Source organism: Bradyrhizobium sp., assembly GCF_027307225.1.
GTDB lineage: Bacteria > Pseudomonadota > Alphaproteobacteria > Rhizobiales > Xanthobacteraceae > Bradyrhizobium.
Genome location: NZ_DAHUXJ010000015.1, coordinates 126,233 through 149,481, shown reverse-complemented (window position 1 = coordinate 149,481; position 23,249 = coordinate 126,233). Strand labels below are relative to the sequence as shown.

Below are 23,249 nucleotides of genomic sequence, written 5' to 3'. Positions count from 1 at the left end.
CTCATATGCCTGATCCGAACGCCGCTCTGCCGCCACGGTACTTGCGAACTGCGGAGGCAGCGCGATTCCTTGGCCTTTCACCCCGCACCTTGGAAAAACATCGCATTTACGGGACCGGCCCTGCTTACCGGAAGATCGGCGCCCGTGTCGTCTACTCGGTGGCCGATCTGAACGCATGGGCTGACCGCGGCACCAGAACTTCAACGAGCGATCCCGGCGTCGGCACAGTGCTGCCGGCGAAGCGTCACGCTCCCATTCCTTATGCAGGAAAGGAGCGGCGCTGACCCATGAAGACACAACCTCATGCTCCCAACAGCCATTCAACGAACGAGGCCGACGCAGGTGATCTTACAACGGTCGAACTTCTCTGGCTCGAAAAGCGCATCGAGAACCGTATTCGGTTTGGGCGACCCGTTTCAGAGAAGGTTCTCGACCGCAATCGGCGCGTTCTGTCGTTTTCCCCCGGCAGCGTCTTCGCGTTCGTGCGTTGGACATCCAACGACTTCGGAACCGTCTTATCCCGTATCGATATCCTGCGCGCCGTGACACCCGGGCAACCGTACTCGACCGTGCCCTGGATCACGCCGGGCGGTGAGAGCCTGTTACGACTGTCCGGCTGGCCCAAGGTCGAACGTGCTCTGCAAATGATCGATGTTGTCGAGGCCCTCGGCATCGATCCTGCCGACGCCGCGCCTGATTATTGGCACCACGTTCACAACCGATTGTCGGTCAACGAAACACCTCGGCCATACACGCGATCCCGCCACCAAGCCTGGCTCCATCGACGAGGGGTGACGTCATGAACGCTCGGTGTCCGACACTTTTCACGGCAATTGTTGCGACAAGTCTTCTCCTTTCCACAATCGGGGGAACGACACCGCATTACATATGGAATGCATCAAACAGCGTCCCGATCGGCCTTTATCGTGTTCAAGCTACGACACGCTTGGCCGTTACTGAACTCGTTGCCGTGCAGCCCCCTGATCTGCTCGCTGCGTTTCTCGATCTCAACGGCTATTTGCCGATCGGCGTGCCCATGCTCAAGCGCGTGTTGGCGCTGCCAGGACAAACGGTCTGCAGGAATGGCTTGCAGATCGCCGTTGACGGCGTCGATGTAGGCGAGGCCCGCGAACGCGACGGGCAAAACCGTCCGCTTCCAGTCTGGCATGGGTGCTGCGTGATCGCGGATGGGGATGTCTTTGTCATGAACTGGCAGTCCGCGGACTCGCTCGACAGCCGATACTTCGGACCGCTGCCTGCTTCTGCGGTTATCGGCCGAGCGGTGCCTGTGTGGACTGACGAGGAGTGATCATGTACGACCGTCACGCTCACGCGGTCGGTGGCCGGTCCCACGAGCCGGCTCCGATTTTTCCTTCCCGGCCGTGCTCACCAATTGAAGAACCTGCCGACGATCCGCAGGGAAAAAGCCATACACCTGCAATAGCGGGCCCGATTGCATGGCCTGGTACGCTCCGCGTACTTATGCTTGTCATCGCCGCCATCGCGCCGTTTGTGTGCGAGGTCACCGGCTCGGCGTTCCTGGAATCGAGCGCGCGCGCTCAAACTGTGGCGCGTTCCGAAGCGGTCGATCGGTTCGCCAAATTGATCGAGGAGGCGTCCGGTCGCTTCGCCGTCCCGGCGTCCTGGGTCCGTGCTGTGATGCACGTTGAGAGCGGCGGAGACGAACATGCGACGTCGCCTCGCGGCGCCATCGGTTTGATGCAGCTCATGCCCGCTACTTGGCTCGAACTCAGTGTTCGCTATGGTCTCGGCGTCGACCCATTTGACGCTCACGACAATATCATCGCGGGTACCGCGTATCTCAAAGACATGCACGATCGTTTCGGTTCGGCAGGCTTCCTTGCAGCCTATCACGCCGGTCCGGCGCGATATGAACAGCATCTCGCGACGGGTCGACCGCTTCCGCAAGAAACCGCTGCGTACGTTGCGGCAGTCACGCCATTGCTCGATGACGAGCATACCGAACGCGCGCCAGTTCGCATCGGACGTGCCGTTCCTTGGCGGGAGGCTCCCCTGTTTGTTGAGCGGGCGGGCGTACCGTGACGGACATTCGGTTTGCATTCGAGCTCACGTGGCAAGAGTTCGCGGGGGAGTGCGATATTTATGTGCTAATGGCATACGGGCGATGCCTTCGGCCCGCGCTCTACTCGTCGCTTCGCTCCTCACCGAGCCACCCTACGGGTGTCTCGGCCCTCCGGGTTACGATCGCTATCGCAAGCGCTCGTTCCGCTCGCAAACGGTGGGGGGCTCGCACGTCAACTGCCAAAGTCGCGGGGGCTCTTTCGCAATGAATCGGCCACCAGCCGACGTGTTCGGGCAGGCGGTATTGGATGATCCACCGCAATGACCCGTACTGCATTTTGTCGCAAGTCGCCGCGAGCACCGAGAGTCTGTTCGCTTGGAAGTTGGGCCCTCGGAACCAGCGACCGAGGAGGGTGAGGAGGGCAAGATAAAGCGAACTGGCGTTCGCGAATTCGCCGACCCTCAGCGGTCGAGAAACCTTTGTCTGCACATTGGTTTTTAGAAGCGCGACGACTGGCGTTCGGCGACATTCGATCGAGACTGGATGGCGCCTTTCGGGCCTCTCGAATAATTTCAACGAGCTACGCGATGGCGCATGCGATTTTCGGCTCGAATGTCCCGCGTTTCATTCGATCTCTTGCGCGTCGCTGCGTTTTTGTACGATGAGCATATGGCGCTCTTGCGCGGCTCAGATTTGATGAAGATCGTCAGCCTCATGACGACGGATCAAGGCGACGAATTTGACGTACGTCCAGGGCGCGTGAGCAACCGGGGGACCCGGATCAATCCTCGTGGGAACCTGCAGTCCCAACCCTTCCTCAAGCAGGTCCAGGTGGCCGTCAGGAAAGCCGGAGGGAACCCCAGTACGATCGGGCGCGGACCGAACCCGGGTGACGGGCGCAAGGGAAACGGAAGCGGTCGGTTCAACGGACGCGGTCGTGGTGCCAAGCTAGTCCCGTTGTTTCTTCAGGCAGAGCGTAACGGCGGTTGGCAGCAGGACTCGAGCGGGCGCTTCCGCTCCCGGCGCGTCGCAGTCAAGGCCAGGATCGTCAGGCTCAATACCCCAGGACGGAAGCGGGCATTCGATGGTCCGGCAAAGGTCAGGGCGGCGAGCAAAGCGGTCGATGCGCACCTTCGCTACCTCGAACGAGATGGAGTCAACCGGGACGGCCAGAAAGGGAAGGCCTATTCTGCTCTTGAAGATCAGGTTGACAGCAAGGCCTTTATCGAACGGGGTCGCGAGGATCGGCATCAGTTCCGTTTCATTGTTGCGCCCGAAGATTCCAATGAAATGGCCGATTTGAAGAATTTTACGCGCGACTTGATGCGACAGGTGGAGAAGGATCTGGAGACGCGCCTCGACTGGATTGCGATCGATCATTACAACACCGGACATCCTCATACCCACATCATCGTCCGCGGTGTCTTGGAGGAGGGTGGCATCCTCAATATAGCCGGCGACTATATCGCCCACGGCATCCGCCATCGGGCCTCCGAACTGGTGACGCTAGAACTCGGAAACCAGAGCGAGATCGAGCTTCAATCCAAATTGAAGACGGAGGTCGAGGCGGAGCGATGGACCCGGCTCGACAAGATGCTCGCGACCGAACAGCACGAGAAGGGCATAGTCGACCTGCGACCGGGAGAGGCGACGACCTACGCGTTCCGCGAAAACCGCGGGGCACTACTCGGCCGGGTGAAATTCTTGGAACGTTATGGCCTGTCGAGCGAGATTGAGCCCGGGCAATGGGTGATTTCGGATCGTGCCGAAGTCACCTTGAAGGAGCTTTCCGATCGCAACGACATCATCAAGACCATGCACCGGGCGCTCGCAACCCACGGGTTGGAAGAAGCGCGCGGGGTCGATCAATACGTCCGCCACGGTGAGCGGCCGAGCGAGAACATCACAGGACGCGTTCTGGCCAAAGGGTTGGCCGACGATGAGATGGACGAGCGGGTCTATCTCGTGGTCGACGGGGTTGATGGCCGCGTCCATCACGTGAAATTTCCCGATGCGTCTCATCTGAAGGACATCGGGCGCGACATGATCGTGGAGGTGGGGCCGGCCATCTCCGGTCCACGAGCCGCTGATCGCAATATCGCCCTCAACACCGGCGAGAAGGACCAAATCTACCGGCCCAGCCGGCACCTGGAGCGCATTCGGGAACAGTTCGAACGAGAGGGGAAGGATCCCGAATCTTTCGTCCGCTCACATGTCCGAAGGCTGGAGGCGTTGCGTAGGGCGGGACACGTCGAACGTCTCGACGACGATCACTGGAAGGTACCGGTCGATATCATTGAGCGCGGCCAGACTTACGATCGCTCCCAAGGCGGTGACGGTCCGGTGATCAAAACTCTTTCGACACAAAACCTCGAACGACAGATCGCCGTTGATGGGGCCAGTTGGCTCGATCGGGAACTGACTGCTCGTCGGCCCCTCGTCATCGCTGACAGCGGCTTTGGCCACGATGTCAAGGACGCTCTCCTTCGGCGTACCAACCGCCTTGTCCAAATGGGCTACGCTATCGTGAAAGACGGCGCAATCCATATCCCCGCCCATACCGTCATGAATCTCGAGCAGCGAGAGGTGGAACATGTCGGTCGTCAGCTAGCGACAGAACGAGGGCTCACCTTTACCGCGAGCAAAGCAGGCGAATATGTCAGCGGCCGTCTTACTGGGGTTGCCTCTCTCGCTAGCGGCCGGTTTGCCATGATGGAAGATGGACTTGGCTTTCGGCTGGTGCCTTGGCAGCCCATCCTCGAGAATCGCATCGGCCAATTTATTAGCGGCATCCAACGTGAGGGGGGCGGCATTGAATGGGAGTTTGGAAGAAAGCGTGGGCTCGGATTGTAGCAGCGCACCTCGAAGAAATGTTCCTATTCCAAGCACGCCAAGAGAAGTCTGAGAGCTGCGTGGTTTGGAGAAAGGTTCGATTTTCTTGCGGCCACCTGAATGTGAGCTGTCCATTTTCTACGCCATGACCTTACAGCGTACCATCGATGTCGAACCCGCCTTGAACCGCGCCGAAGACTCCCCACCATGCCCGGATGTCTTCGACCAACCTACTTTGGGGTCAAGTTTGCGCTGCTCTCGGCATCGTGCTCGTTACGATGTGGACGGCGACACAATGGGTTGCCTGGAAGTTGGGGTTTCAGCCGCAGTTGGGCCCACCTTGGTTTGAGCTGGTTGGTCGGATGCCCATCTATTATCCACCGGCCTTCTTCTGGTGGTGGCTGGTCTATGACGCCTACGCGCCAAAGATATTCATGCAAGGGGCCTGCATCGCAGCGTCCGGCGGCGTCTTATCCATGGTTGTCGCGTTCGCGATGTCAATCTGGCGGGCCCGCGAGGCGAGGACGGCCGCGACCTATGGCTCAGCGCGCTGGGCGACCGCCTCAGAAATTCGCGCCGCGCAGCTCACGGGCCCGGACGGCGTTGTGCTCGGTCGGCTCGGCCGCCATTACTTACGCCACAATGGACCGGAGCACGTCCTGTGTTTCGCGCCGACGCGATCGGGAAAAGGTATTGGCCTGGTCATTCCGACCCTTCTGACCTGGCCAGGCAGTTGCGTTGTACACGACATAAAGGGTGAAAACTGGAATCTGACCTCAGGTTTCCGCGCCCGGCATGGCCGGGTGCTGCTGTTCGATCCGACCAACCGGAGATCGGCCGCCTATAACCCACTTTTGGAGGTCCGGCGCGGGGAATGGGAGGTGCGCGATGTCCAGAACATTGCGGACGTCCTCGTGGATCCAGAAGGAGCGTTGGAAAAGCGCAATCACTGGGAGAAGACCAGCCACTCGCTGCTGGTAGGTGCGATCCTCCATGTGCTTTACGCGGAAGAGGATAAGACCCTCGCCGGCGTTGCGAATTTCTTGTCTGATCCCAAGCGGCCGATCGAGGCCACTTTGAACGCCATGATGACCACGCCGCATCTTGGCGCTTCCGGTCCGCATCCCGTCATCGCGTCAGCCGCGCGAGAGCTCCTGAACAAAAGCGAAAACGAGCGCTCCGGCGTACTTTCCACCGCGATGTCATTTCTCGGCCTTTACCGAGATCCCGTCATCGCGCAGGTCACGCGACATAGCGACTGGTGTATCCGTGATCTCGTGGAGGGGAAACGGCCGGCTTCGTTGTATCTGGTGGTACCGCCATCGGACATCAGCCGGACCAAGCCTCTGATACGTCTGATCCTCAATCAAATCGGCCGACGTTTGACGGAGGATCTCGAAGCTCAAAGCCGCCGACGCCGTCTGCTGCTGATGCTGGACGAGTTTCCTGCTCTTGGGAGGCTGGACTTCTTCGAATCGGCGTTGGCCTTCATGGCGGGTTATGGACTGAAAAGCTTTCTGATTGCGCAATCGCTCAATCAAATCGAGAAGGCCTACGGCCCGAACAACTCGATCCTCGACAACTGCCACGTCCGCGTTTGCTTCGCGAGCAATGATGAGCGCACGGCGAGGCGCATCTCGGATGCACTTGGAATGGCGACCGAACTGCGCGCCATGAAAAATTATGCCGGTCACCGGCTCAGTCCGTGGTTAGGCCATCTCATGGTTTCACGGCAGGAAACCGCCCGACCCCTGCTCACGCCAGGCGAGGTCATGCAATTGCCGCCGGATGACGAGTTGGTCCTGGTCTCCGGATGCTCGCCGATCCGGGCGAAGAAGGCCCGGTATTTCGAGGACGAGCGATTTCGCGATCGCATTGTGCCACCTGTAAAGCTTCACGATGCACCAGTGCCTACCAACAAGCGCCGCGATGATTGGAGCGGCCTCCGAAAACCTATCGCGAACATCGCTGAACCGGAATCAACAGTTCAGTTCCAGGCGTCTGAAGCCATCAACGATCAAGCCAACAGTGGCATTCGGCGGGAGCCGGAGCTTCCCCAACATGAAGAAGTCATACCAGAGCTTGGTCCAGCAAAGGCCGAATTCGAGTTTGCTGACGACGAGACGGATGACGAGGTCCAGCGCGCGACAAGTTTGAGAAAGCAGGCGGCGGATCTCGCACGTCAGGCCTCGATGGATCCTGGTGATGGACTGGGCCTGTGACTTAAGAGATGCGAACCAAGCACACATTTCGTCTACCGCCGGAACTTGCACGGCAACTCGCTGACTATGCCGGTCGAAAGCGCTTGCATCAGGCGTTCGTCGTCGAAACAGCGCTCGCATCCTTTCTTTCGCCTGACAACTCTGAGCGCATGGAAGCCGCACTTGGCAAACGGCTAGATCGGCTGACACGCCAGGTCGAGCGACTCGAGCGGCAAATCACGATCTCCAATGAGGCGATGGCCTTGTTTGTACGGTTCTGGCTCACGGCGACATCGCCCGTACCAGACGCTGCTCTTCCAGCTGCGCAAGCCAAGGGACGGGAGCGTTATCAGCGGTTTATCGAAGCGCTGGGACGAAGACTGGCGAAGGGGCAGGGTCTTGCACAGGAGTTGTCCCTGGATGCCGAGCCGCAAGGCGAAAAGTCAAACAACTCCGGTTCGGTGTGAGCCGTCTTGCCATCTCTTTCTTTTTCTACGCCAGACTCTGCTCGGCATCATCGGCTGGTTGAAAACAAACTCAATGCGGTTCTTCTCTTATGTCGCTCAGAAATAATGATCTGATCACCGCGTCGGAAGTCGCGGCCCCGATCAGCGCGTTCGTAGCGATTGGAGAGAATGTTATGCAGCTCCACGGCGAAGTCGAAATGCAGGCGAGCCAAGCCGAGACCGAAGCGGCGTCGGCTTCCACGCGTAAACCTAAGCGGAGTCGCAAGGTAACCGTACGGTTGACCGAGGAGCTCTACAATCGATTTTCTACCGCAACCGAACGACCGGGGCTTGGCAAGAGCATGCTGGTCGAAGCCGCCCTTGAACGGTTTCTAAGTCCGGCCGCATCAGCTGAAGATATCATGCACGAGCGTTTTGACGATATGGACCACAGGTTCGATCGGCTCGAGCACGACGTTCGCATGTTGGCTGAAACCATCGCGCTACACGCTCGCTATCACCTCTCCGTTATGCCGCCGCTTTCGCCAGAGCGGCAGCAGGAGGCGGCAGCCCTGGGTGACGAACGCTTCAAGGTTCTTGCCGAACAGGTTGATCGGCGCGTTCGATCGGACCGTCCCCTGATGCAGGAGACGATCGGGCGTGTCAACTCCGCGGAGCGCAGTCATTCAAAGCCGACGATGAGTGAACGCGATCCCAAGCGTTCGGATATCGACCAAAATCCTCCGGCTCCGGGTGTTGTTCCTTCTTTTTCTGCTGCCGCCGGGGAGGGCGGCAGCAACTCCTACTTTCGCCGCCTCTCGAACTAGACCTTTCAAAGCGGCGAGCCACAATCCGCTGGATGAGGCTCTGCACCCTGATCATGCCGAATTGACAGGACGGCCGGCCTCGGAAGACCGCCAACATTCCAAATGGCGCCTGATACTCTCGGTGTTCTTGCCCTTCGCCGCCGGTTATTACCTTGCCTACCTTTTTCGGACGATTAATGGCGCAATCTCTCCGGCGCTGGCATCCGACTTCGGGCTCGATGCCGCCGAGCTCGGCCTGCTTGCTTCGGTGTACTTTCTGGTCTTTGGACTTTTTCAGATTCCCATAGGCGCCTTTCTGGATCGTTTCGGTCCGCGGCGAGTCCAAGGCGTGCTCCTGGTCATCGCGGCTGGGGGCGCTACGTTGTTCGGTAATGCGTCGAGCTTCCCGGAGCTTCTTATCGCGCGCGCTATGATTGGGCTTGGCGTTGCCGGCTCGTTAATGGCTGGACTCAAATCCATTGTCACCTGGTTTCCGAGAGAGCGCGTCGCGCTCGCCAACGGCTGGATGATCATGTTGGGTTCGCTCGGCGCAGTCACGGCAACGGCGCCAACAGATTGGTTGTTGGAGTCGGTGGGATGGCGCGGCCTCTTCGGCATTCTGACCTTGGCGACAGTTCTGGTGAGTGGACTCGTTTATATCGTCGCTCCCGAACCTGTCGCAGAATCCGAGACAGCTGCCATCGACCGCAAGCCGCTTACATTACGATTGATCTATTCGGATCCGCGCTTCCTGAGGGTTGCCCCGCTTTCCGCCGCCTGCATTGGTTCGTCCTGGGCTTTCCAGTCCTTGTGGGCGTCCGCCTGGCTTACCGATGTCGAAGGACTCGACCGTCAAAGCCGCGCCGCTCACATGTTTCTCATGGCTCTCGTCCTAAGCCTTGGAGCCCTGTTGCTTGGCGCTGCCGCTGATCGACTGCGCAAGCGGAGCATCCGGACGGAAAGTTTCTTGGCTTGCGTCGGTGGGTTGCTCATTCTCGCAGAATTCGTGCTGATTTTGCGTATCCCGTTGCCGTCAATTTTGCCGTGGTCGATGGTCTCGATCGCTGGCGCTGCCACCGTGCTGAGCTTCGCGGTCGTAGCCGATTATTTTCCCAAGGAGGTTGCCGCGCGCGCCAACGGCGGTCTGAACCTCCTGCACTTCGGCTGGGCGTTCCTCATCCAATACGGTATTGGTCTCGTCATCGAACAATGGCCGTCTCAGGACGGACATTACCCGATAGCCGCATATCAGGCCGCATTCGGTCTTAGCGCAGTTCTTCAACTGGCGGCTTTGGTCTGGTTCGCGCTTCCATCGATCCGGAGGCTCGGCAAACACCTTAGTCGGTTGGTTATCGGAGAGCGTGAACCTCCCACCGGCTCCATGATGCACGCGACGGACCTTCCCGTCCTGGAGCCGTGCGAAGGCATTGAATGGTGAGATACGCGAAAATTGGTTTCCCGCCGGGGTCACCGAGCGGCCCTGCTGGAACACGATCGAGAGTATGTTGTCAATCAGCCGCTCACGGCTGACGCCGGTCAGTTCAGCAAAGCGTGGACCTGTACAGCACCTGTCATACGGACGACCGCATCCGGGACTTTGCAGGATTCAGCCTCGATCGATCGACGGCAAGATACCCGCACCTGTTCTGTCGTCCGGTTCATTCCCGGGGCTCAACTATCATCGCTCAACATCGCTGGAGGACGTGATACGCAAGCCGCGGGATTTTGACGGGGAACTCAAAGCGCTGCAGGACAAGGCGCGCGACCTCAAGAGCCGCAAGATGCTTGGGCTCGGCGAACTGGTGATCGCCGCCGGGGCGGACGCGCTCAATCTCATCAAAGCGAAATTGACATAACGACACGTCAGCATCCAACCATTTTAGTTGAACGACCACTTGCGGAAGAGCAGCCCGCGCCGCGTCTCCGTTTGTCGTATTGCCTGACGCTTCTTTTTCTACGCCAGTCTACGAACCGGGTTAGCGTCTTGTTGCGTTAATCTGTTTGCTGCCTTTTCTATTCATCCCCATCAGAGGCCGCTCGAGACGGCCTCACTGGTTGGGGACGGCGATGACAATCCATTCCATTCAATCGGAGGCGATCTCGCGTGGCGCGCGCATGCTGCGCACGGCATTTGGACCGGCCATCGGCCGCTTCCTCGAAGATCCGGCCGTCATTGAGGTGATGCTCAACCCCGACGGCCGGTTGTGGATCGACCGCCTATCGAGCGGCTTGGCAGATACCGGCGAGTTCGTTTCTGCCTCGGACGGAGAGCGCATCGTTCGATTGGTCGCGCATCATGTGGGTGCCGAAGTCCACGCGGGCAGCCCGCGCATCTCGGCCGAACTGCCCGAGACGGGGGAGCGCTTCGAGGGTTTGCTGCCGCCGGTTGTTGCAGCTCCAGCCTTCGCCATCCGCAAGCCGGCGGTCGCGGTGTTCACGCTGGACGACTACGTCATCAAAGGGATCATGTCACCGGGGCAGGCAGCTGCTCTAAGGACTGCAGTTGAGGCCCGCAAGAACATCCTGGTCGCGGGAGGCACCTCCAGCGGCAAGACAACGCTGACCAACGCGCTGTTGGCCGAGGTCGCCAAGTCCTCAGATCGGGTCATTCTGATCGAGGATACGCGGGAGCTTCAGTGCAAGGCGCCGAATCTCGTGGCGCTACGTACGAAGGACGGCGTGATCTCGCTCTCAGAGTTGGTGCGATCATCGCTGCGCCTACGACCCGATCGCATTCCAATCGGCGAGGTTCGCGGTGCAGAGGCTCTCGATCTGCTCAAAGCCTGGGGCACAGGTCATCCAGGCGGCATCGGTACCATCCATTCAGGCACCGCTCTTGGCGCGCTGCGTCGACTCGAACAGCTCATTCAGGAAGCCGTCGTCACCGTGCCGCGCGCCCTGATTGCGGAGACCATCAACGTTATCGCCGTGCTTTCCGGGCGCGGTGCCGATCGTCGCCTTGCCGAACTCGCTGCGGTTACCGGGCTCGGTTCTTCGGGCGATTACAGCCTCGCAGCCATAGGGGATCCATCATGATTATTCGATTTCGGCTAGGTGTGATTTCGACCACGGCAATTGCTGCCACCTGCTTTGCCGTCAGTTCAGCGCAGGCTGCGGGCTCCAACATGCCGTGGGAGCAGCCGCTCAATCAGATCCTGCAGTCCGTCGAAGGTCCCGTCGCCAAGATCATCGCTGTCATCATCATCATCGTTACCGGGCTATCGCTCGCATTTGGCGATACGTCGGGCGGTTTTCGGCGGCTAATTCAGATCGTGTTCGGCTTGTCGATCGCCTTTGCCGCATCGAGCTTCTTCCTGTCGTTCTTCTCGTTCGGCGGCGGAGTGATGATCTGATGGACGGACAGATCCCAGGCTACGAGACGCCCATCCATCGCTCTCTCACTGAGCCAATCCTCATGGGCGGCGCGCCACGCTCCATCGCGATTCTTAACGGCACGCTCGCCGCTGCTCTTGGTATCGGCCTTCGCCTCTGGCTCGCAGGCCTCCTGCTTTGGTTTGTCGGCCACATGGCCGCCGTCTGGGCGGCCAAACGCGACCCTGACTTCGTCGAAGTCGTTCGCCGACACCTCCGTATTCCCGGCCATCTCAACACCTGAGGTCTTCCATGATGAATCTTGCCGAATACCGCCGTTCCAATACCCGCCTCGCAGATTTCTTGCCGTGGGCGGCCCTTGTCGATGAGGGGATCGTCCTCAACAAGGACGGGTCGTTTCAGCGCACTGCAAAATTTCGGGGACCGGACCTCGACAGCGCGGTGCCGGCCGAACTCGTTGCCGTTGCCGGCCGTCTCAATAACGCGCTGCGCCGCCTGGAATCCGGTTGGGCGATCTTTGTCGAGGCGCAACGTCACTCGGCAGGAAATTATCCGCCCGACACGTTTCCCGACGCGGCTTCCTCTCTGGTCGATGCAGAGCGGCGCGCGCAGTTCGAAGAGGCCGGCGCCCACTTCGAGTCGAGTTATTTTCTGACATTTCTATATCTCCCGCCGGCTGAAGGTACGGCGAAAGCCGAACGGTTGCTCTACGAAGGGAGCAACCGCTCCGTGGATGCTGATGCGCGCGAGATTCTCCGGTTGTTCGCCGATCGCACCAGCCGTGTGCTGCAGCTCGTTGAGGGTTTCATGCCGGAATGTGCCTGGCTCGACGACGAGGAGACGCTCACCTATCTGCACTCGACGGTCTCGACCAAACGGCATCGGGTCAGGGTACCAGAAATACCCATGTATCTCGACGCGTTGCTCGCCGATCAGCCTCTGACCGGCGGCCTTGAGCCGATGCTCGGGGCCGCGCATCTGCGAGTCTTGACGGTGGTGGGATTTCCGACAGCGACGACGCCCGGAATTCTCGACGATTTGAACCGCCTTCCGTTCGCTTACCGCTGGTCGACACGCGCCATCATGCTCGACAAGACGGATGCAACGAAACTCCTGACCCGGATCAGGCGACAATGGTTCGCCAAACGAAAGTCGGTGGCCGCAATCCTCAAGGAAGTCATGACCAATGAGGCTTCCGCTCTTCTCGATACCGATGCCCACAACAAGGCCATGGATGCCGACGCGGCGCTGCAAGAATTGGGCTCGGACCAGATTGGAGAAGGTTTTGTTACAGTGACAATATCAGTCTGGGATGACGACCCTGCCACCGCCGATGAGAAGCTCCGCCTCGTCGAGAAGGTCATTCAGGGGCGTGATTTCACCTGTATGGTCGAGACGGTCAACGCGGTCGAGGCTTGGCTCGGCAGCGTCCCCGGTCATGTTTACGCCAATGTGCGCCAACCACCGCTCTCGACTTTGAATTTGGCGCACATGATCCCGCTGTCCGCCGTGTGGGCGGGCGAGGCGAGGGATCACCACTTCAAGGCTCCGCCTCTGTTCCTGGCCAAAACGGAAGGATCAACGCCGTTTCGCTTTTCACTCCATGTCGGCGATGTCGGCCATACGCTAGTGGTCGGACCGACAGGGGCCGGCAAGTCGGTGTTATTGGCGCTGATGGCGCTGCAGTTCCGCCGCTATCCCGGATCTCAGATCTTTGGCTTCGATTTCGGCGGATCGATCCGGGCCGCTGCGATCGCCATGGGCGGCGATTGGCATGACCTCGGTGGCGCGCTCGCCGGCGAGAGCTCTGAATTCGTTTCTCTCCAGCCCCTCGCCGGAATCGATGATGTCGCGGAACGCGGCTGGGCGGCTGATTGGATCAGTTCGATCCTGAGCCGTGAGCGGATCGAGGTCACACCGGAGGCCAAGGAGCACCTCTGGTCAGCGCTGAGCTCGTTGGCCTCCGCTCCCGTGGAGGAGCGCACACTTACCGGCCTGTCCGTTCTTTTGCAGTCGAACGTTTTGAAACGGGCTTTGCAGCCCTATTGCATCGGTGGACCCTACGATCGCCTGCTCGATGCCGAAAGCGAACGGCTGGGAGAATCATCCGTCCAGGTCTTCGAGACGGACGGCCTGATTGGGACCGCCGTTGCGCCCGCAGTCCTTGCCTATCTGTTTCATCGGATCGAGGCGCGCTTTGACGGCCGGCCGACGCTGCTCGTGATCGATGAGGGGTGGCTGGCGCTGGACGATGCGGACTTCGCTGGACGGCTGCGCGAATGGTTAAAAACCTTACGCAAGAAAAATGCGTCCGTCATCTTCGCAACCCAGTCGCTCGCCGATATCGACGGTTCGGCGATCGCTCCAGCCATCATCGAGAGCTGTCCAACCCGGGTGTTGTTGCCGAACGACCGCGCCATCGAACCTCAGATCATGGCGATCTACCGGCGCTTCGGGCTGAACGACCGGCAGATCGAAATCCTGGCTCGGGCCACCCCGAAGCGCGATTACTATTGCCAGTCGCGCCGCGGCAATCGTCTGTTCGAACTCGGGCTCGGCGAAGTCGCGCTCGCTTTTACCGCCGCTTCCTCCAAGTCCGACCAACTTTTGATCGAACAGGTCCTTACCGATCATGGCCGCGACGGCTTTGCGTCCGGCTGGTTGAAGGCCCGCGAGATCGAATGGGCCACAGATCTCATCCCGCATCTCAATGACCTGGAGGCGTCGAAATGAAGCGCTTCCATCGTCTCGTTAGCGGCAGCATCGTCGCCATCACACTCTCCCTCGGCGTCGAGCCTGCCCCGGCGCAGTTGGTAGTCTTCGATCCTAACAACTATGCGCAGAACGTGCTGACAGCGGCTCGCGCTTTGCAGCAGATCAACAACCAGATTGTGTCGCTCCAGAATCAAGCGCAAATGCTGATCAACCAGGCGAAGAACTTGGCGACCTTGCCGTTCTCATCCTTGTTGCAGTTGGAGCAGTCGATCCTGCGAACCCAGCAGCTTCTCGCCCAAGCCCAGCGCATCGCCTACGACATCGGGCAGATCGACCACGCATTCTCGACGACCTACGCGGCGGCGTCATCCAGCCTTTCGGATCAAGCGCTGATCGCGAATGCCCAAACGCGCTGGCAAAATGCGATGGCGGGCCTCCAGGATGCCATGCGAACCCAAGCGACCGTCGTCGGCAACATCAATACCAATCGTACCCAGATGTCGGCGCTCGTCACCTCGAGCCAGGGCGCGACTGGTGCTTTGCAGGCAAGCCAAGCCGGCAATCAGCTCCTGGCGCTGGCAGCACAGCAACTCGCCGATCTCACGGCCGTCGTCGCCGCCCACGGGCGCGCGCAAAATCTGGAGTCCGCGCAACATGCCACAGCGCAGGACCAAAGCAGGGAGCAACTGCGCCGGTTCATCGCCCCAGGGCAAGGCTATCAACCCATAACTGTGCAGATGTTTCACTGATGAAGAAAACAAAGCTCGAGAGATTGTCGATGGCAGCGGCCATGCTGCTCGTCGTCTTCATTGTCGCAGCCTGCGCAATTCGACTGCGCGATGACGAAGGCCAGACTCCATCAGCCACATCCACTGCCCAGGCATCCGATCCGCTGGCAACAAAGCTGGCGGAGTGCCGCTCCGTAACCGATGAGCAGAAAGACGCGCTGTCGGAATGCCGCAAGGCCTGGGCCGAGAAACGCCGCCAATTTCTCGGAAAGACACCATCTGCATCGTCTGACAGCGGGGCTCCTCAAGGAGGCTCTTCATTGTTCGTTCCGCCAAAGGACGAGGATCGCCTGCCGGCTGGATACCCTTCGCTTCAGCAGTCCGGAAAGGAGTAGCCCATGGGTGGCACAGGCATTATCGATCAGTTTCTGGCGACGTTCACCCAGTACATCGATTCCGGGTTCGGGCTGCTCGGAGGTGAGGTTGGATATCTCGCTACCACGCTAGCCGCAATCGATGTCACACTGGCTGGCCTGTTCTGGGCATGGGGAGCGGATGAGGACATTCTCGCGCGTCTTGTCAGGAAAACCCTGTTTGTCGGTGTTTTCGCCTTTCTGATTGGCAACTGGAACACGCTGGCGCGCGTCATCTTCGAGAGTTTTGCCGGTCTGGGGCTGAAAGCTTCCGGAACAGGACTTTCCTCAGCCGATTTTCTGAGGCCGGGAAAGATCGCACAGGTGGGGCTGGATGCTGGGCGGCCGCTGCTCGAGTCAATTTGGAGCATGATGGGTTATGTCGGCATCGTCGAGAACTTTGCGCAGATCGCGATTCTGCTGTTTGCCTGGATCGTGGTCCTGCTCGCGTTCTTCATTTTGGCGATCCAGCTCTTCATCACGCTCATCGAGTTCAAGCTGACGACACTCGCGGGCTTCGTGCTCATCCCGTTCGGGCTGTTCGGCAAGACCGCTTTTGCCGCCGAGCGTGTGCTAGGCAATGTGATTTCGTCCGGCATCAAGGTTCTAGTGCTAGCCGTCATCGTCGGCATTGGATCGACGCTATTTGCGCAATTCACAGCGGGATTCGGTGGCAATCAGCCGACGATCGATCAAGCCATGGCGCTGGTGCTGGGAGCGCTTTCCCTTCTCGGCCTCGGTATTTTCGGACCCGGTATTGCCAATGGCATTGTGTCGGGCGGGCCACAGCTCGGTGCGGGTGCCGCGGTCGGCACTGGCCTCGCCGCGGGGGGCGCCATCGTCGCTGGCGCCGGTCTCGCAGCCGGCGGTGCCGGACTCGCCGGTGGCGCGCTTGTGGGCGGCGCCCGCGGCGCTGCCTCGGTCGCAAGCGGAGCGGCAAGTGCCTACCGCGCTGGAGGGCTGTCGGGTGTCGCGAGCGCGGGCGGCTCTGCCATCGTCAGCCCGCTGCGGCGGATGGCTGCCAAATTCGCAAGTGGTTCGCCGGCTGCGGAAGCGCCCCCGGCTTGGGCGCGTCGCATGAAGCGTGCGCAGTCGGTCAACCAAGGTGCATCCGCTGCCACCCACGCCGTCAGGAGCGGTGATGGCGCAGGGGGCGGAGCTTCGGTCGATCTGTCCGAGGGAGGGCAGTGATGTTCAAACGACCATCCGTCCACTATGGCCGCACGCCCCACGCCGTGACACCCTATCAGAAAGCCGCGCAGATCTGGGACGAGCGCATCGGCTCTGCGCGCATTCAGGCCAGGAATTGGCGACTGATGGCGTTCGGATCCCTGTTGCTGTCCGGCGGGCTCGCCGCGGGCCTCGTTTGGCAGTCTGCCCAGGGCACCATCACACCCTGGGTCGTGGAAGTTGATCATCTCGGTCAAGCTCAGGCGGTCGCGCCAGCGAGTCCCTATTATCAGCCGGCCGATCCGCAGATCGCGTTTCATCTCGCGCGTTTCATCGAGGATGTTCGGGGATTGCCGGCCGACGCTATCGTCCTGCGACAGGACTGGTTGCGTGCCTATGACTTCACGACCGATCGAGGCGCAGCGGCGCTGAACGATTACGCCCGAACCAATGATCCCTTCGCCAAGCTCGGGAATACACAAATTTCGGTTGAGATCTCCAGCGTCATCCGCGCCTCCCCGGAAAGCTTTCGGGTCGCATGGACCGAACGCCGATACGACGGCGGTCAGCTCGCCGCGACTGAACGCTGGACCGCCATTCTCTCTATCGTCATCGAAACTCCTCGCATTGCCGACCGCCTGCGTAAGAACCCGCTTGGCATCTACGTCAACGCCATCAATTGGTCGAAGGAACTCGGATAGTGAGAAGCTTTGAACCAAGATCGGTTGGCTTGAAACGCGTGGCCTTACTCATTGCCCTGGCGCTCTCTGGCTGCACAACCTTCAAACCGCCCCAGATCAGTTATGATGACGATGTACCGCCGTCTCCCGATCTACCGATGCCCGCGGACGATCATGCGCGGCCACTAGATGTCCCTCCCGCTTGGACACCAGCCCGTGGCGGCAAGAAGGGCGAGGCAGAGGCGAAGGATCCGACCGATCGCATCGAGATCGCAAACGACGTTGCGCGGGTTCAGCCGCGGCGCGCCGGGTATTTCAACGCCGTCCAGGTGTTTTCCTATAGCCCCGGTGCGCTCTACCAGATCTATGCTTCGCCAGGCCAGATTACGGATATCGCGCTTGAGCCGGGCGAACAGCTGATCGGTTCAGGGCCATTGGCCGCGGGTGACACCGTGCGTTGGATAGTCGGCGATACCGAAAGCGGAAACGGCGAAACCAGGCGCGTGCATATCATGGTGAAGCCGACGAGGCCCGCCATCGAGACCAACCTGGTCGTCAACACGGATCGACGAACCTACCTGATTGAACTCCGCTCTCGCGAAAAGCCGTACATGCCGTCGGTCGCCTGGTTCTACCCGGAAGGCCGGAGCGGACGTGCAAAGGCCCTTCCTCCGACACCCATCATCCCGGAAGTCAATCAACGCCGGTATCGCTACGTGATCGAGGGTGACAATCCGCCGTGGCGCCCAGTCAGCGCGTATGACGACGGCCGCAAGGTCTATATCGAATTCTCGCCCGGAATCGGGCAGGGCGAAATGCCACCGCTGTTCGTTATCGGCCAGGACGGCAAGCCTGAGCTCGTCAACTATCGCGTGTACAGGAATATCCTGATTGCCGACCGCTTGTTCGCCGCCGGCGAATTGCGCCTTGGTGGGGAGAAGCAACAAAGAGTCCGAATTGTCAGGAACGACGGGAGGTGATCGTGACGGACAATGGCGCAAACGAGAGCATGGCTCCTTCCACCGAACAGCAGCGTTCTGCTGATAGCACGCAGCCCTTGCGTCTGGGTGCAGAGCGCCCGAAGATCACGCGGCTCTCTCGCAAAGTCCTTGCCGGTGGCACCGCCCTGACTTTGCTTCTTATTTCTGGCGCGGTGATGTGGGCACTGCGGAGCAACCGCCCGCATAATCCGGCACCGGACGAACTCTACAGCACGGATCATCACAATGTCGCAGATGGCCTGACAACGTTGCCACAAGACTATGCGGGGATTGCCCCCAATATCCCAAAACTCGGGCCGCCTTTGCCCGGCGACCTTCGGCACCCGACCGGAATAGCAGAAGGCCAACCCGCGCCGCTCGGTCTTGATGCCGAACAGCAGCGCGCCAATCAGGAAACCGAGACTGCTCGGACCAGCAAGCTATTTGCGTCGACAACGGCATCCGCCGCGCCACCGCATGCCGCGTCCCAGGAAACGGCGACCAAGACCGCGCCATCTTCAGATGAAACCTTCACTCAAAACGGGCAGGACAGTAAACTCCTCTTCGTCAACGCCCCCGTCGATCGGCGAATGACGGCGCCTGACAGGCTTTCGGGTCCGGTGTCTCCGTTTGTCATCCAGGCGGGAACGATTATTCCTGCGGCTCTCATTACCGGGATCAGGTCAGATCTACCAGGACAGATCACCGCGCAAGTCACAGAGACGGTCTATGATTCTCCTACCGGCCGCGCCAAACTCGTACCGCAAGGAGCAAGGCTAATAGGCATTTACGACAGCCAAGTGGCATTCGGACAATCACGCGTGTTGTTGGTTTGGACGCGCCTCATCATGCCGAATGGCCGTTCGATCGTGCTGGAGAGGCAGCAGGGTGCGGATGCAGGAGGATATTCCGGTCTCGAGGATGAGGTAGACAATCACTGGGCCGAGCTGTTCAAGGCCGCGCTCCTCTCAACGATTCTTGGCGTGGGAGCGGAGCTTGGCTCTGGCGCGGATACGGGCAGCAACACGGATATTATTCAAGCGCTCCGCTTGAGTGCTGCGAATTCGCTAAACCAGACAGGGCAGCAGGTCGTTCGAAGGAACCTAAATATTCAACCGACGCTGACAATCCGTCCGGGATTTCCGGTCAGAGTCATCGTCAATCGCGACCTGATCCTCGAACCGTACAGGGGCTGATCCTCGTGACTAAGCTCAAACTCGTGCCCGTAGTGACGGAAAAGCCTGTGAGGATCACGTTCGAGCTTCCGGCAGAGATAAACCGGGATCTCAGGTCTTATGCGGAGCTGATGAAACGACAGAACGAGCTGCAGATAGACGATCCAGTCAACCTGATTGCTCCCATGCTCAAGCAATTTATGGCTACAGATCGCACATTCAGGAAGTTACGACGACAACTGTCTCAGGAAAAAGCGGGATAACGCTCTTGGAGGAGGTGGAGGAATTTTATGAGAGTTGGATTATCAGCCGGTTCCTGCCAAAACGCCGAGAACTCGACGCGTGCAGGCCCCATGCCGTCGCGTAGCTCCTTGAACACAATCGACGGAACGCGTACGCCGACGTCAGACTCGAGCATCAACCCTAATCCGAGTTTCATGCTAATCAGGCTTTTCAAGATACTGCGACTTACATCGTGACGTTCGAGGTCGGGACGATCGTGAGGCAAGACAAGCGTAGAAGTTACAAGGTCTTCGAACTCCCAGTATGGGTCGTATTGGCTCATCAACAGCGTTTGGGATCTTAGATCAGTCCAATGGATAATGTCTCTCTCTGCTGGGGGATGGTCTTCTGGTAGGGCGATCAAAACGCGTTCGCTCCAAAGTGCGGTGCTCTTGCACTCGGCCGGCAATCTTCCAGGCGCGATAATGACGTCCAGCGTGCCATTTTGAAGCTTCCTTGAGAGACGAGATCTTCGCCGCTCAAAAAGCTCGAACCGCAATTCCAGATGATGGCAGCCGCGTGTTAAAAAGTTTGACGTTGGGACTTTGTTCATCGCAGTTTTACCGACGCGCCGCCTGCTCATTCGTTAAACGATACACGTCAATCGCCTTTCGCGCGGGTGGTATTGACTCGTCGAGGCAACCGGGCTTGTCCAATATTGTAAGAGGAATCTTTGCCTTCCCGATATTGTGGAACATCGCGGCTGAAGACAATCCAATCTCTCAATATCAGCTCTTGTCATGCCAAGGCTCAGCTCGAAGTCGATGGCCACCCCCCGTCACCGGCACGCAGTGCTAGAAGGTCTCCTCGTGGTGCTGACGGACCGTCGCCAACCACTCCGCCAAGCCATGTTCCGCGATGCTTTCGGCAAGGCGCAGCCCGCGCTTCTGGTGCTCCCTACATCGATCGCTGATCCGTTCAGCACTGCGGAAAACATCGCCGCCACACAGGCTGCACGGTTCGCGGCTGCTTCATGCCCCTCAGAAAGTGCGTCCTCACGCCGTCTGTCCGCTCGTGGGTCAACAAGCGCGGTGCGCAATTTGGCGGCACCGGCAGAGAGTCCAGAACCTTCGTTGCTCCCAGCGCATGGGCCTGAACGATCAGCATGCGGGATTGTTGATCGACGAGGAAGACTCGTTTCGGTATGCGGCCCCATTCGTCGGATAGCTTTCTTGTTTGCCACATCGCGCAGATCCGCCGCCACTACGACCGAGTCGGTCCCTTTGCCATCAATCCGCGCTTCGGCAATCAGGCTCCTTTTGAAGTGCCTCGGCCTTTTAAAGTGCCTTGACAAGGAGAAATGCGATGATCGAGAGTCGCAAAGAATCGCCAAAGCACTCCGAGCGGGCCATCGAACTCAGCGACAACACGTTCCTGATTGAGCCGCACTCAACGGCGAGCTTCTGCACATACCACCGACCCGCGTGCCGGCCCTGATGCGCGAAGAGCATATCAGCAGCGCTTGCGAGCGCGGAATGATGAGTACGCGGGGTGAATTCCGCTCGAGTTTCTTCTACCGAAATCGCCGTGCGCGGGTGAGCACTGACCTGGCGGGTCGCATCCTTCGGAGGTCGGCGATCGATTTCGGCGACCGGCCTATTCTGGATGCTATGCGTCGTGCTGGCGCCTGACGAGAAGACGTTTGCTTCCGAAACAGGAGATTTGCAGATGACTGACTTTCATTCCGTCCAAACCGTGGATCTGCCGGGCAGCGATCTCGATGTGACGAAAATGCCGGGGCATTGGCTGCTTGCCCGCCTCTGCAAGCGCGGGCTGCGTCCCGGCGGTCTCGGGCTGACGCGCGCGATGCTGCGCCATCTGGCGATCGGACCGGCCGACGAGATCGTGGAATTCGCTCCTGGTCTCGGTGTAACCGCCCGCTCGATCATGCAGCGCCGTCCACGGTGCTACATGGCGGGCGAGCGGGACGCGAAGGCGGCGCGATGGACGGCGGGGCAGCTTCCGTCAAATCCTGAAATATCCGTTGTGGTCGGGCAAGCCCATCACACGGATCTGCCGGCTGCATCCTCAACCGTAGTCGTCGGCGAGGCGATGTTGAGTATGCAGACAGCCGAGCCTAAGCGCCTCCTGATCGCCGCGGAGGCATTCCGGCCGCTCCGTTCGGGCGAACGCTATGGCATTCACGAGCTTGCCGTCGTTCCGGGCGACATTCCGTCCGTGCAGCAGCGCGAAATCGATCGCGCCCTCTCTTCGGTCATTCATGTCGTCGCTCGCCCGCTTACCGCTGCCGCATGGAAGACGCTGCTGGAAGGTGTTGGTTTCCGTGTCATTGGCATCGGATATGCGCCAATGCACCTTCTCCGGCCCCTGCGTCTCATCCAGGATGAGGGGATTCTCGAGGCTCTGCGACTGGCAAAGAATATCATGGTCGACGATGCCGCGCGAGAACGGGTTCTGGCGATGCGATGGGTGTGCGAACGCTATCGTCGAAACCTGAGTGGTATCTACCTCATCGCGAAAAAAGGACTAGGGCCGAGAGCAGAGGCAGGGGCGCCCCAGCGCTCCCACTCCTGGATAATCTTGTCCATTTAGCGTCGCTGCGGACTGCCGCGATGCCCAGCTATTGCGCTGGCTTGTCCGCTTCATCCATGGCCGCCAGCGAGACGGCCGAATGCGCATAAGCGCCTCCCGCGCGCATCTCGGCCGCCACCCAGATTGCTTCCATCAGCTCCTGGCGTGTTGCGCCATGACGTAGCGCGGCCTTGGTGTGACCTTTGATGCAATAGGGGCATTGCGTGACGTGTGCCACGGCGACGGCGATCAGTTGCTTGGTTTTTGCCGGCAAGGCGCCGTCGGCGAACACCTGGCGGCTGAAGGCTTGAAATGCCTTTTCGGTCTCCGGCGCAAGATCTCGGCGTTTCTCAGCAAGCTCGCGCGACGCCGGCGGGCACAAGGTATCGGTCATTTGCGCACTCCTCGTTCTCAACGAGGTCGGAACCGGCTGCCCATCCTGGGCCCGGCATGACCTCTCGCAGCTAATGGTAACCGACGCACATCACATACTCCCGCAACAGAACCTCCTCATATTCAAGCTCCCTGAGGAGCGCCTCCAGCGCGTCGCGGGCATTGAGCACGCCTATGGGCCGGGACTCGCGATCCAGGATCGGAACGTTCTTCAGATGCCGCTCCTTCATGACCATCCAGATCTCGTGCAACAGGTTGTCGGGGCGGCAATAGATGACGGCCTGCGTCATGACGGCTGATACCGCCACCACGCAGCCGGCTCCTTGGCAGTGGCTGATCTGCCGGACGATGTCTGTCTTGGTGATAATGCCGGCGAGCACGCCCTCGGCGTCACGCACCACCACGATGTCCTTATCGAGATCACGCAAGAGAGTTGCGGCGGCGATGAGCGTGGCATCGGCGCCTATGGTGATCAGCCGCTCGCGTGCGGCCGGTAAGATTCCTTCGACGATCATTGAA

Annotated in this window: 25 protein-coding genes and 1 pseudogene; 23 read left to right on the top strand and 3 right to left on the bottom strand. The window is 59.8% G+C overall.

The genetic code is table 11. The annotated features are described in order from the left end of the window. Positions 1-5 precede the first annotated feature (5 nt). The 21 genes and pseudogenes from M6D32_RS02880 (at position 6) to M6D32_RS02780 (ending at position 19,786) form a co-directional block, all read left to right on the top strand. A complete protein-coding gene (locus tag M6D32_RS02880) occupies positions 6-284 on the top strand; it encodes a helix-turn-helix domain-containing protein (RefSeq protein WP_298253124.1) in 279 nt (92 codons plus the stop codon). 3 nt (positions 285-287) lie between these two features. Beyond that, complete coding sequence (locus tag M6D32_RS02875) at positions 288-803, top strand: DUF2840 domain-containing protein (RefSeq protein ID WP_298253122.1); 516 nt, start codon at positions 288-290, stop codon at positions 801-803. Beyond that, positions 800-1,309 (top strand): S26 family signal peptidase, encoded by a 510-nt coding sequence (locus M6D32_RS02870; RefSeq protein WP_298253120.1) that lies wholly within the window; start codon positions 800-802, stop codon positions 1,307-1,309. Before M6D32_RS02875 ends, M6D32_RS02870 begins: the two co-directional genes overlap by 4 nt. A 2-nt stretch (positions 1,310-1,311) precedes the next feature. Then, positions 1,312-2,064: a lytic transglycosylase domain-containing protein gene (locus M6D32_RS02865; RefSeq protein WP_298253118.1), complete on the top strand. Its 753-nt coding sequence runs from the start codon at positions 1,312-1,314 to the stop codon at positions 2,062-2,064. A 592-nt stretch (positions 2,065-2,656) separates the two neighbouring features. Then, on the top strand, positions 2,657-4,897 hold the full coding sequence (locus M6D32_RS02860; RefSeq protein ID WP_298253115.1) for a DUF3363 domain-containing protein: 2,241 nt from the start codon (positions 2,657-2,659) through the stop codon (positions 4,895-4,897). 194 nt (positions 4,898-5,091) lie between these two features. After that, a complete protein-coding gene (locus M6D32_RS02855; protein ID WP_298253113.1) occupies positions 5,092-7,098 on the top strand; it encodes a conjugal transfer protein TraG in 2,007 nt (668 codons plus the stop codon). Positions 7,099-7,106: 8 nt separating this feature from the next. Further along, a complete protein-coding gene (locus M6D32_RS02850) occupies positions 7,107-7,544 on the top strand; it encodes a CopG family transcriptional regulator (RefSeq protein ID WP_298253111.1) in 438 nt (145 codons plus the stop codon). A gap of 173 nt (positions 7,545-7,717) precedes the next feature. Further along, complete coding sequence (locus M6D32_RS02845) at positions 7,718-8,350, top strand: hypothetical protein (RefSeq protein WP_298253109.1); 633 nt, start codon at positions 7,718-7,720, stop codon at positions 8,348-8,350. Continuing rightward, positions 8,280-9,767, top strand: coding sequence for an MFS transporter (locus M6D32_RS02840; RefSeq protein ID WP_366145808.1), 1,488 nt, complete (start codon positions 8,280-8,282; stop codon positions 9,765-9,767). The genes M6D32_RS02845 and M6D32_RS02840 overlap by 71 nt, the downstream gene beginning before the upstream one ends. A gap of 268 nt (positions 9,768-10,035) precedes the next feature. Then, positions 10,036-10,161: pseudogene (locus tag M6D32_RS02835) on the top strand (conjugal transfer protein TraC); the annotation flags it as partial. A 235-nt stretch (positions 10,162-10,396) separates the two neighbouring features. Beyond that, positions 10,397-11,365, top strand: coding sequence for a P-type conjugative transfer ATPase TrbB (trbB, locus tag M6D32_RS02830; protein ID WP_298253274.1), 969 nt, complete (start codon positions 10,397-10,399; stop codon positions 11,363-11,365). Then, positions 11,362-11,682: a TrbC/VirB2 family protein gene (locus tag M6D32_RS02825; RefSeq protein WP_298253107.1), complete on the top strand. Its 321-nt coding sequence runs from the start codon at positions 11,362-11,364 to the stop codon at positions 11,680-11,682. Before trbB ends, M6D32_RS02825 begins: the two co-directional genes overlap by 4 nt. After that, the gene (locus M6D32_RS02820) at positions 11,682-11,945 is read left to right on the top strand and encodes a VirB3 family type IV secretion system protein (protein WP_298253105.1); all 264 of its coding nucleotides are present in this window, start codon (positions 11,682-11,684) and stop codon (positions 11,943-11,945) included. The genes M6D32_RS02825 and M6D32_RS02820 overlap by 1 nt, the downstream gene beginning before the upstream one ends. An 8-nt stretch (positions 11,946-11,953) precedes the next feature. Continuing rightward, complete coding sequence (trbE, locus tag M6D32_RS02815) at positions 11,954-14,395, top strand: conjugal transfer protein TrbE (RefSeq protein ID WP_298253103.1); 2,442 nt, start codon at positions 11,954-11,956, stop codon at positions 14,393-14,395. Then, complete coding sequence (gene trbJ, locus M6D32_RS02810) at positions 14,392-15,126, top strand: P-type conjugative transfer protein TrbJ (protein WP_298253101.1); 735 nt, start codon at positions 14,392-14,394, stop codon at positions 15,124-15,126. The genes trbE and trbJ overlap by 4 nt, the downstream gene beginning before the upstream one ends. Before the next feature lie 29 nt (positions 15,127-15,155). After that, positions 15,156-15,500, top strand: a complete 345-nt coding sequence (gene trbK-alt, locus M6D32_RS02805) for a putative entry exclusion protein TrbK-alt (protein WP_298253099.1) — start codon at positions 15,156-15,158, stop codon at positions 15,498-15,500. 3 nt (positions 15,501-15,503) lie between these two features. After that, on the top strand, positions 15,504-16,709 hold the full coding sequence (trbL, locus tag M6D32_RS02800) for a P-type conjugative transfer protein TrbL (protein WP_298253097.1): 1,206 nt from the start codon (positions 15,504-15,506) through the stop codon (positions 16,707-16,709). Further along, positions 16,709-17,389, top strand: coding sequence for a conjugal transfer protein TrbF (trbF, locus tag M6D32_RS02795; protein ID WP_298253095.1), 681 nt, complete (start codon positions 16,709-16,711; stop codon positions 17,387-17,389). Before trbL ends, trbF begins: the two co-directional genes overlap by 1 nt. 38 nt (positions 17,390-17,427) lie before the next feature. After that, on the top strand, positions 17,428-18,348 hold the full coding sequence (gene trbG, locus M6D32_RS02790; RefSeq protein WP_298253093.1) for a P-type conjugative transfer protein TrbG: 921 nt from the start codon (positions 17,428-17,430) through the stop codon (positions 18,346-18,348). Between the two features lie 29 nt (positions 18,349-18,377). Further along, the gene (locus M6D32_RS02785) at positions 18,378-19,544 is read left to right on the top strand and encodes a TrbI/VirB10 family protein (protein ID WP_298253272.1); all 1,167 of its coding nucleotides are present in this window, start codon (positions 18,378-18,380) and stop codon (positions 19,542-19,544) included. A 5-nt stretch (positions 19,545-19,549) separates the two neighbouring features. Further along, positions 19,550-19,786 (top strand): DUF2274 domain-containing protein, encoded by a 237-nt coding sequence (locus tag M6D32_RS02780; protein ID WP_298253091.1) that lies wholly within the window; start codon positions 19,550-19,552, stop codon positions 19,784-19,786. Here M6D32_RS02780 and M6D32_RS02775 read toward each other — a convergent pair. Next, complete coding sequence (locus M6D32_RS02775) at positions 19,768-20,358, bottom strand: LysR substrate-binding domain-containing protein (RefSeq protein WP_298253089.1); 591 nt, start codon at positions 20,356-20,358, stop codon at positions 19,768-19,770. The two genes, M6D32_RS02780 and M6D32_RS02775, sit on opposite strands and share 19 nt — an antisense overlap. 883 nt (positions 20,359-21,241) lie before the next feature. Between M6D32_RS02775 and M6D32_RS26915 the strand changes: the two genes are divergently transcribed. Beyond that, positions 21,242-21,436, top strand: a complete 195-nt coding sequence (locus M6D32_RS26915) for a DUF6522 family protein (protein ID WP_366145806.1) — start codon at positions 21,242-21,244, stop codon at positions 21,434-21,436. Next, the gene (locus M6D32_RS02770; protein ID WP_298253087.1) at positions 21,423-22,358 is read left to right on the top strand and encodes an SAM-dependent methyltransferase; all 936 of its coding nucleotides are present in this window, start codon (positions 21,423-21,425) and stop codon (positions 22,356-22,358) included. The genes M6D32_RS26915 and M6D32_RS02770 overlap by 14 nt, the downstream gene beginning before the upstream one ends. Before the next feature lie 28 nt (positions 22,359-22,386). On the opposite strand, the gene M6D32_RS02765 is transcribed toward M6D32_RS02770, so the two are convergent. Both M6D32_RS02765 and M6D32_RS02760 read right to left on the bottom strand, forming a co-directional pair. Then, positions 22,387-22,731 (bottom strand): carboxymuconolactone decarboxylase family protein, encoded by a 345-nt coding sequence (locus tag M6D32_RS02765; protein WP_298253085.1) that lies wholly within the window; start codon positions 22,729-22,731, stop codon positions 22,387-22,389. 70 nt (positions 22,732-22,801) lie between these two features. Continuing rightward, positions 22,802-23,245 carry a CBS domain-containing protein gene (locus M6D32_RS02760; RefSeq protein ID WP_298253083.1) on the bottom strand — a complete coding sequence of 148 codons (444 nt, stop codon included), beginning with the start codon at positions 23,243-23,245 and terminating at the stop codon, positions 22,802-22,804. Between the last annotated feature and the right edge of the window lie 4 nt (positions 23,246-23,249).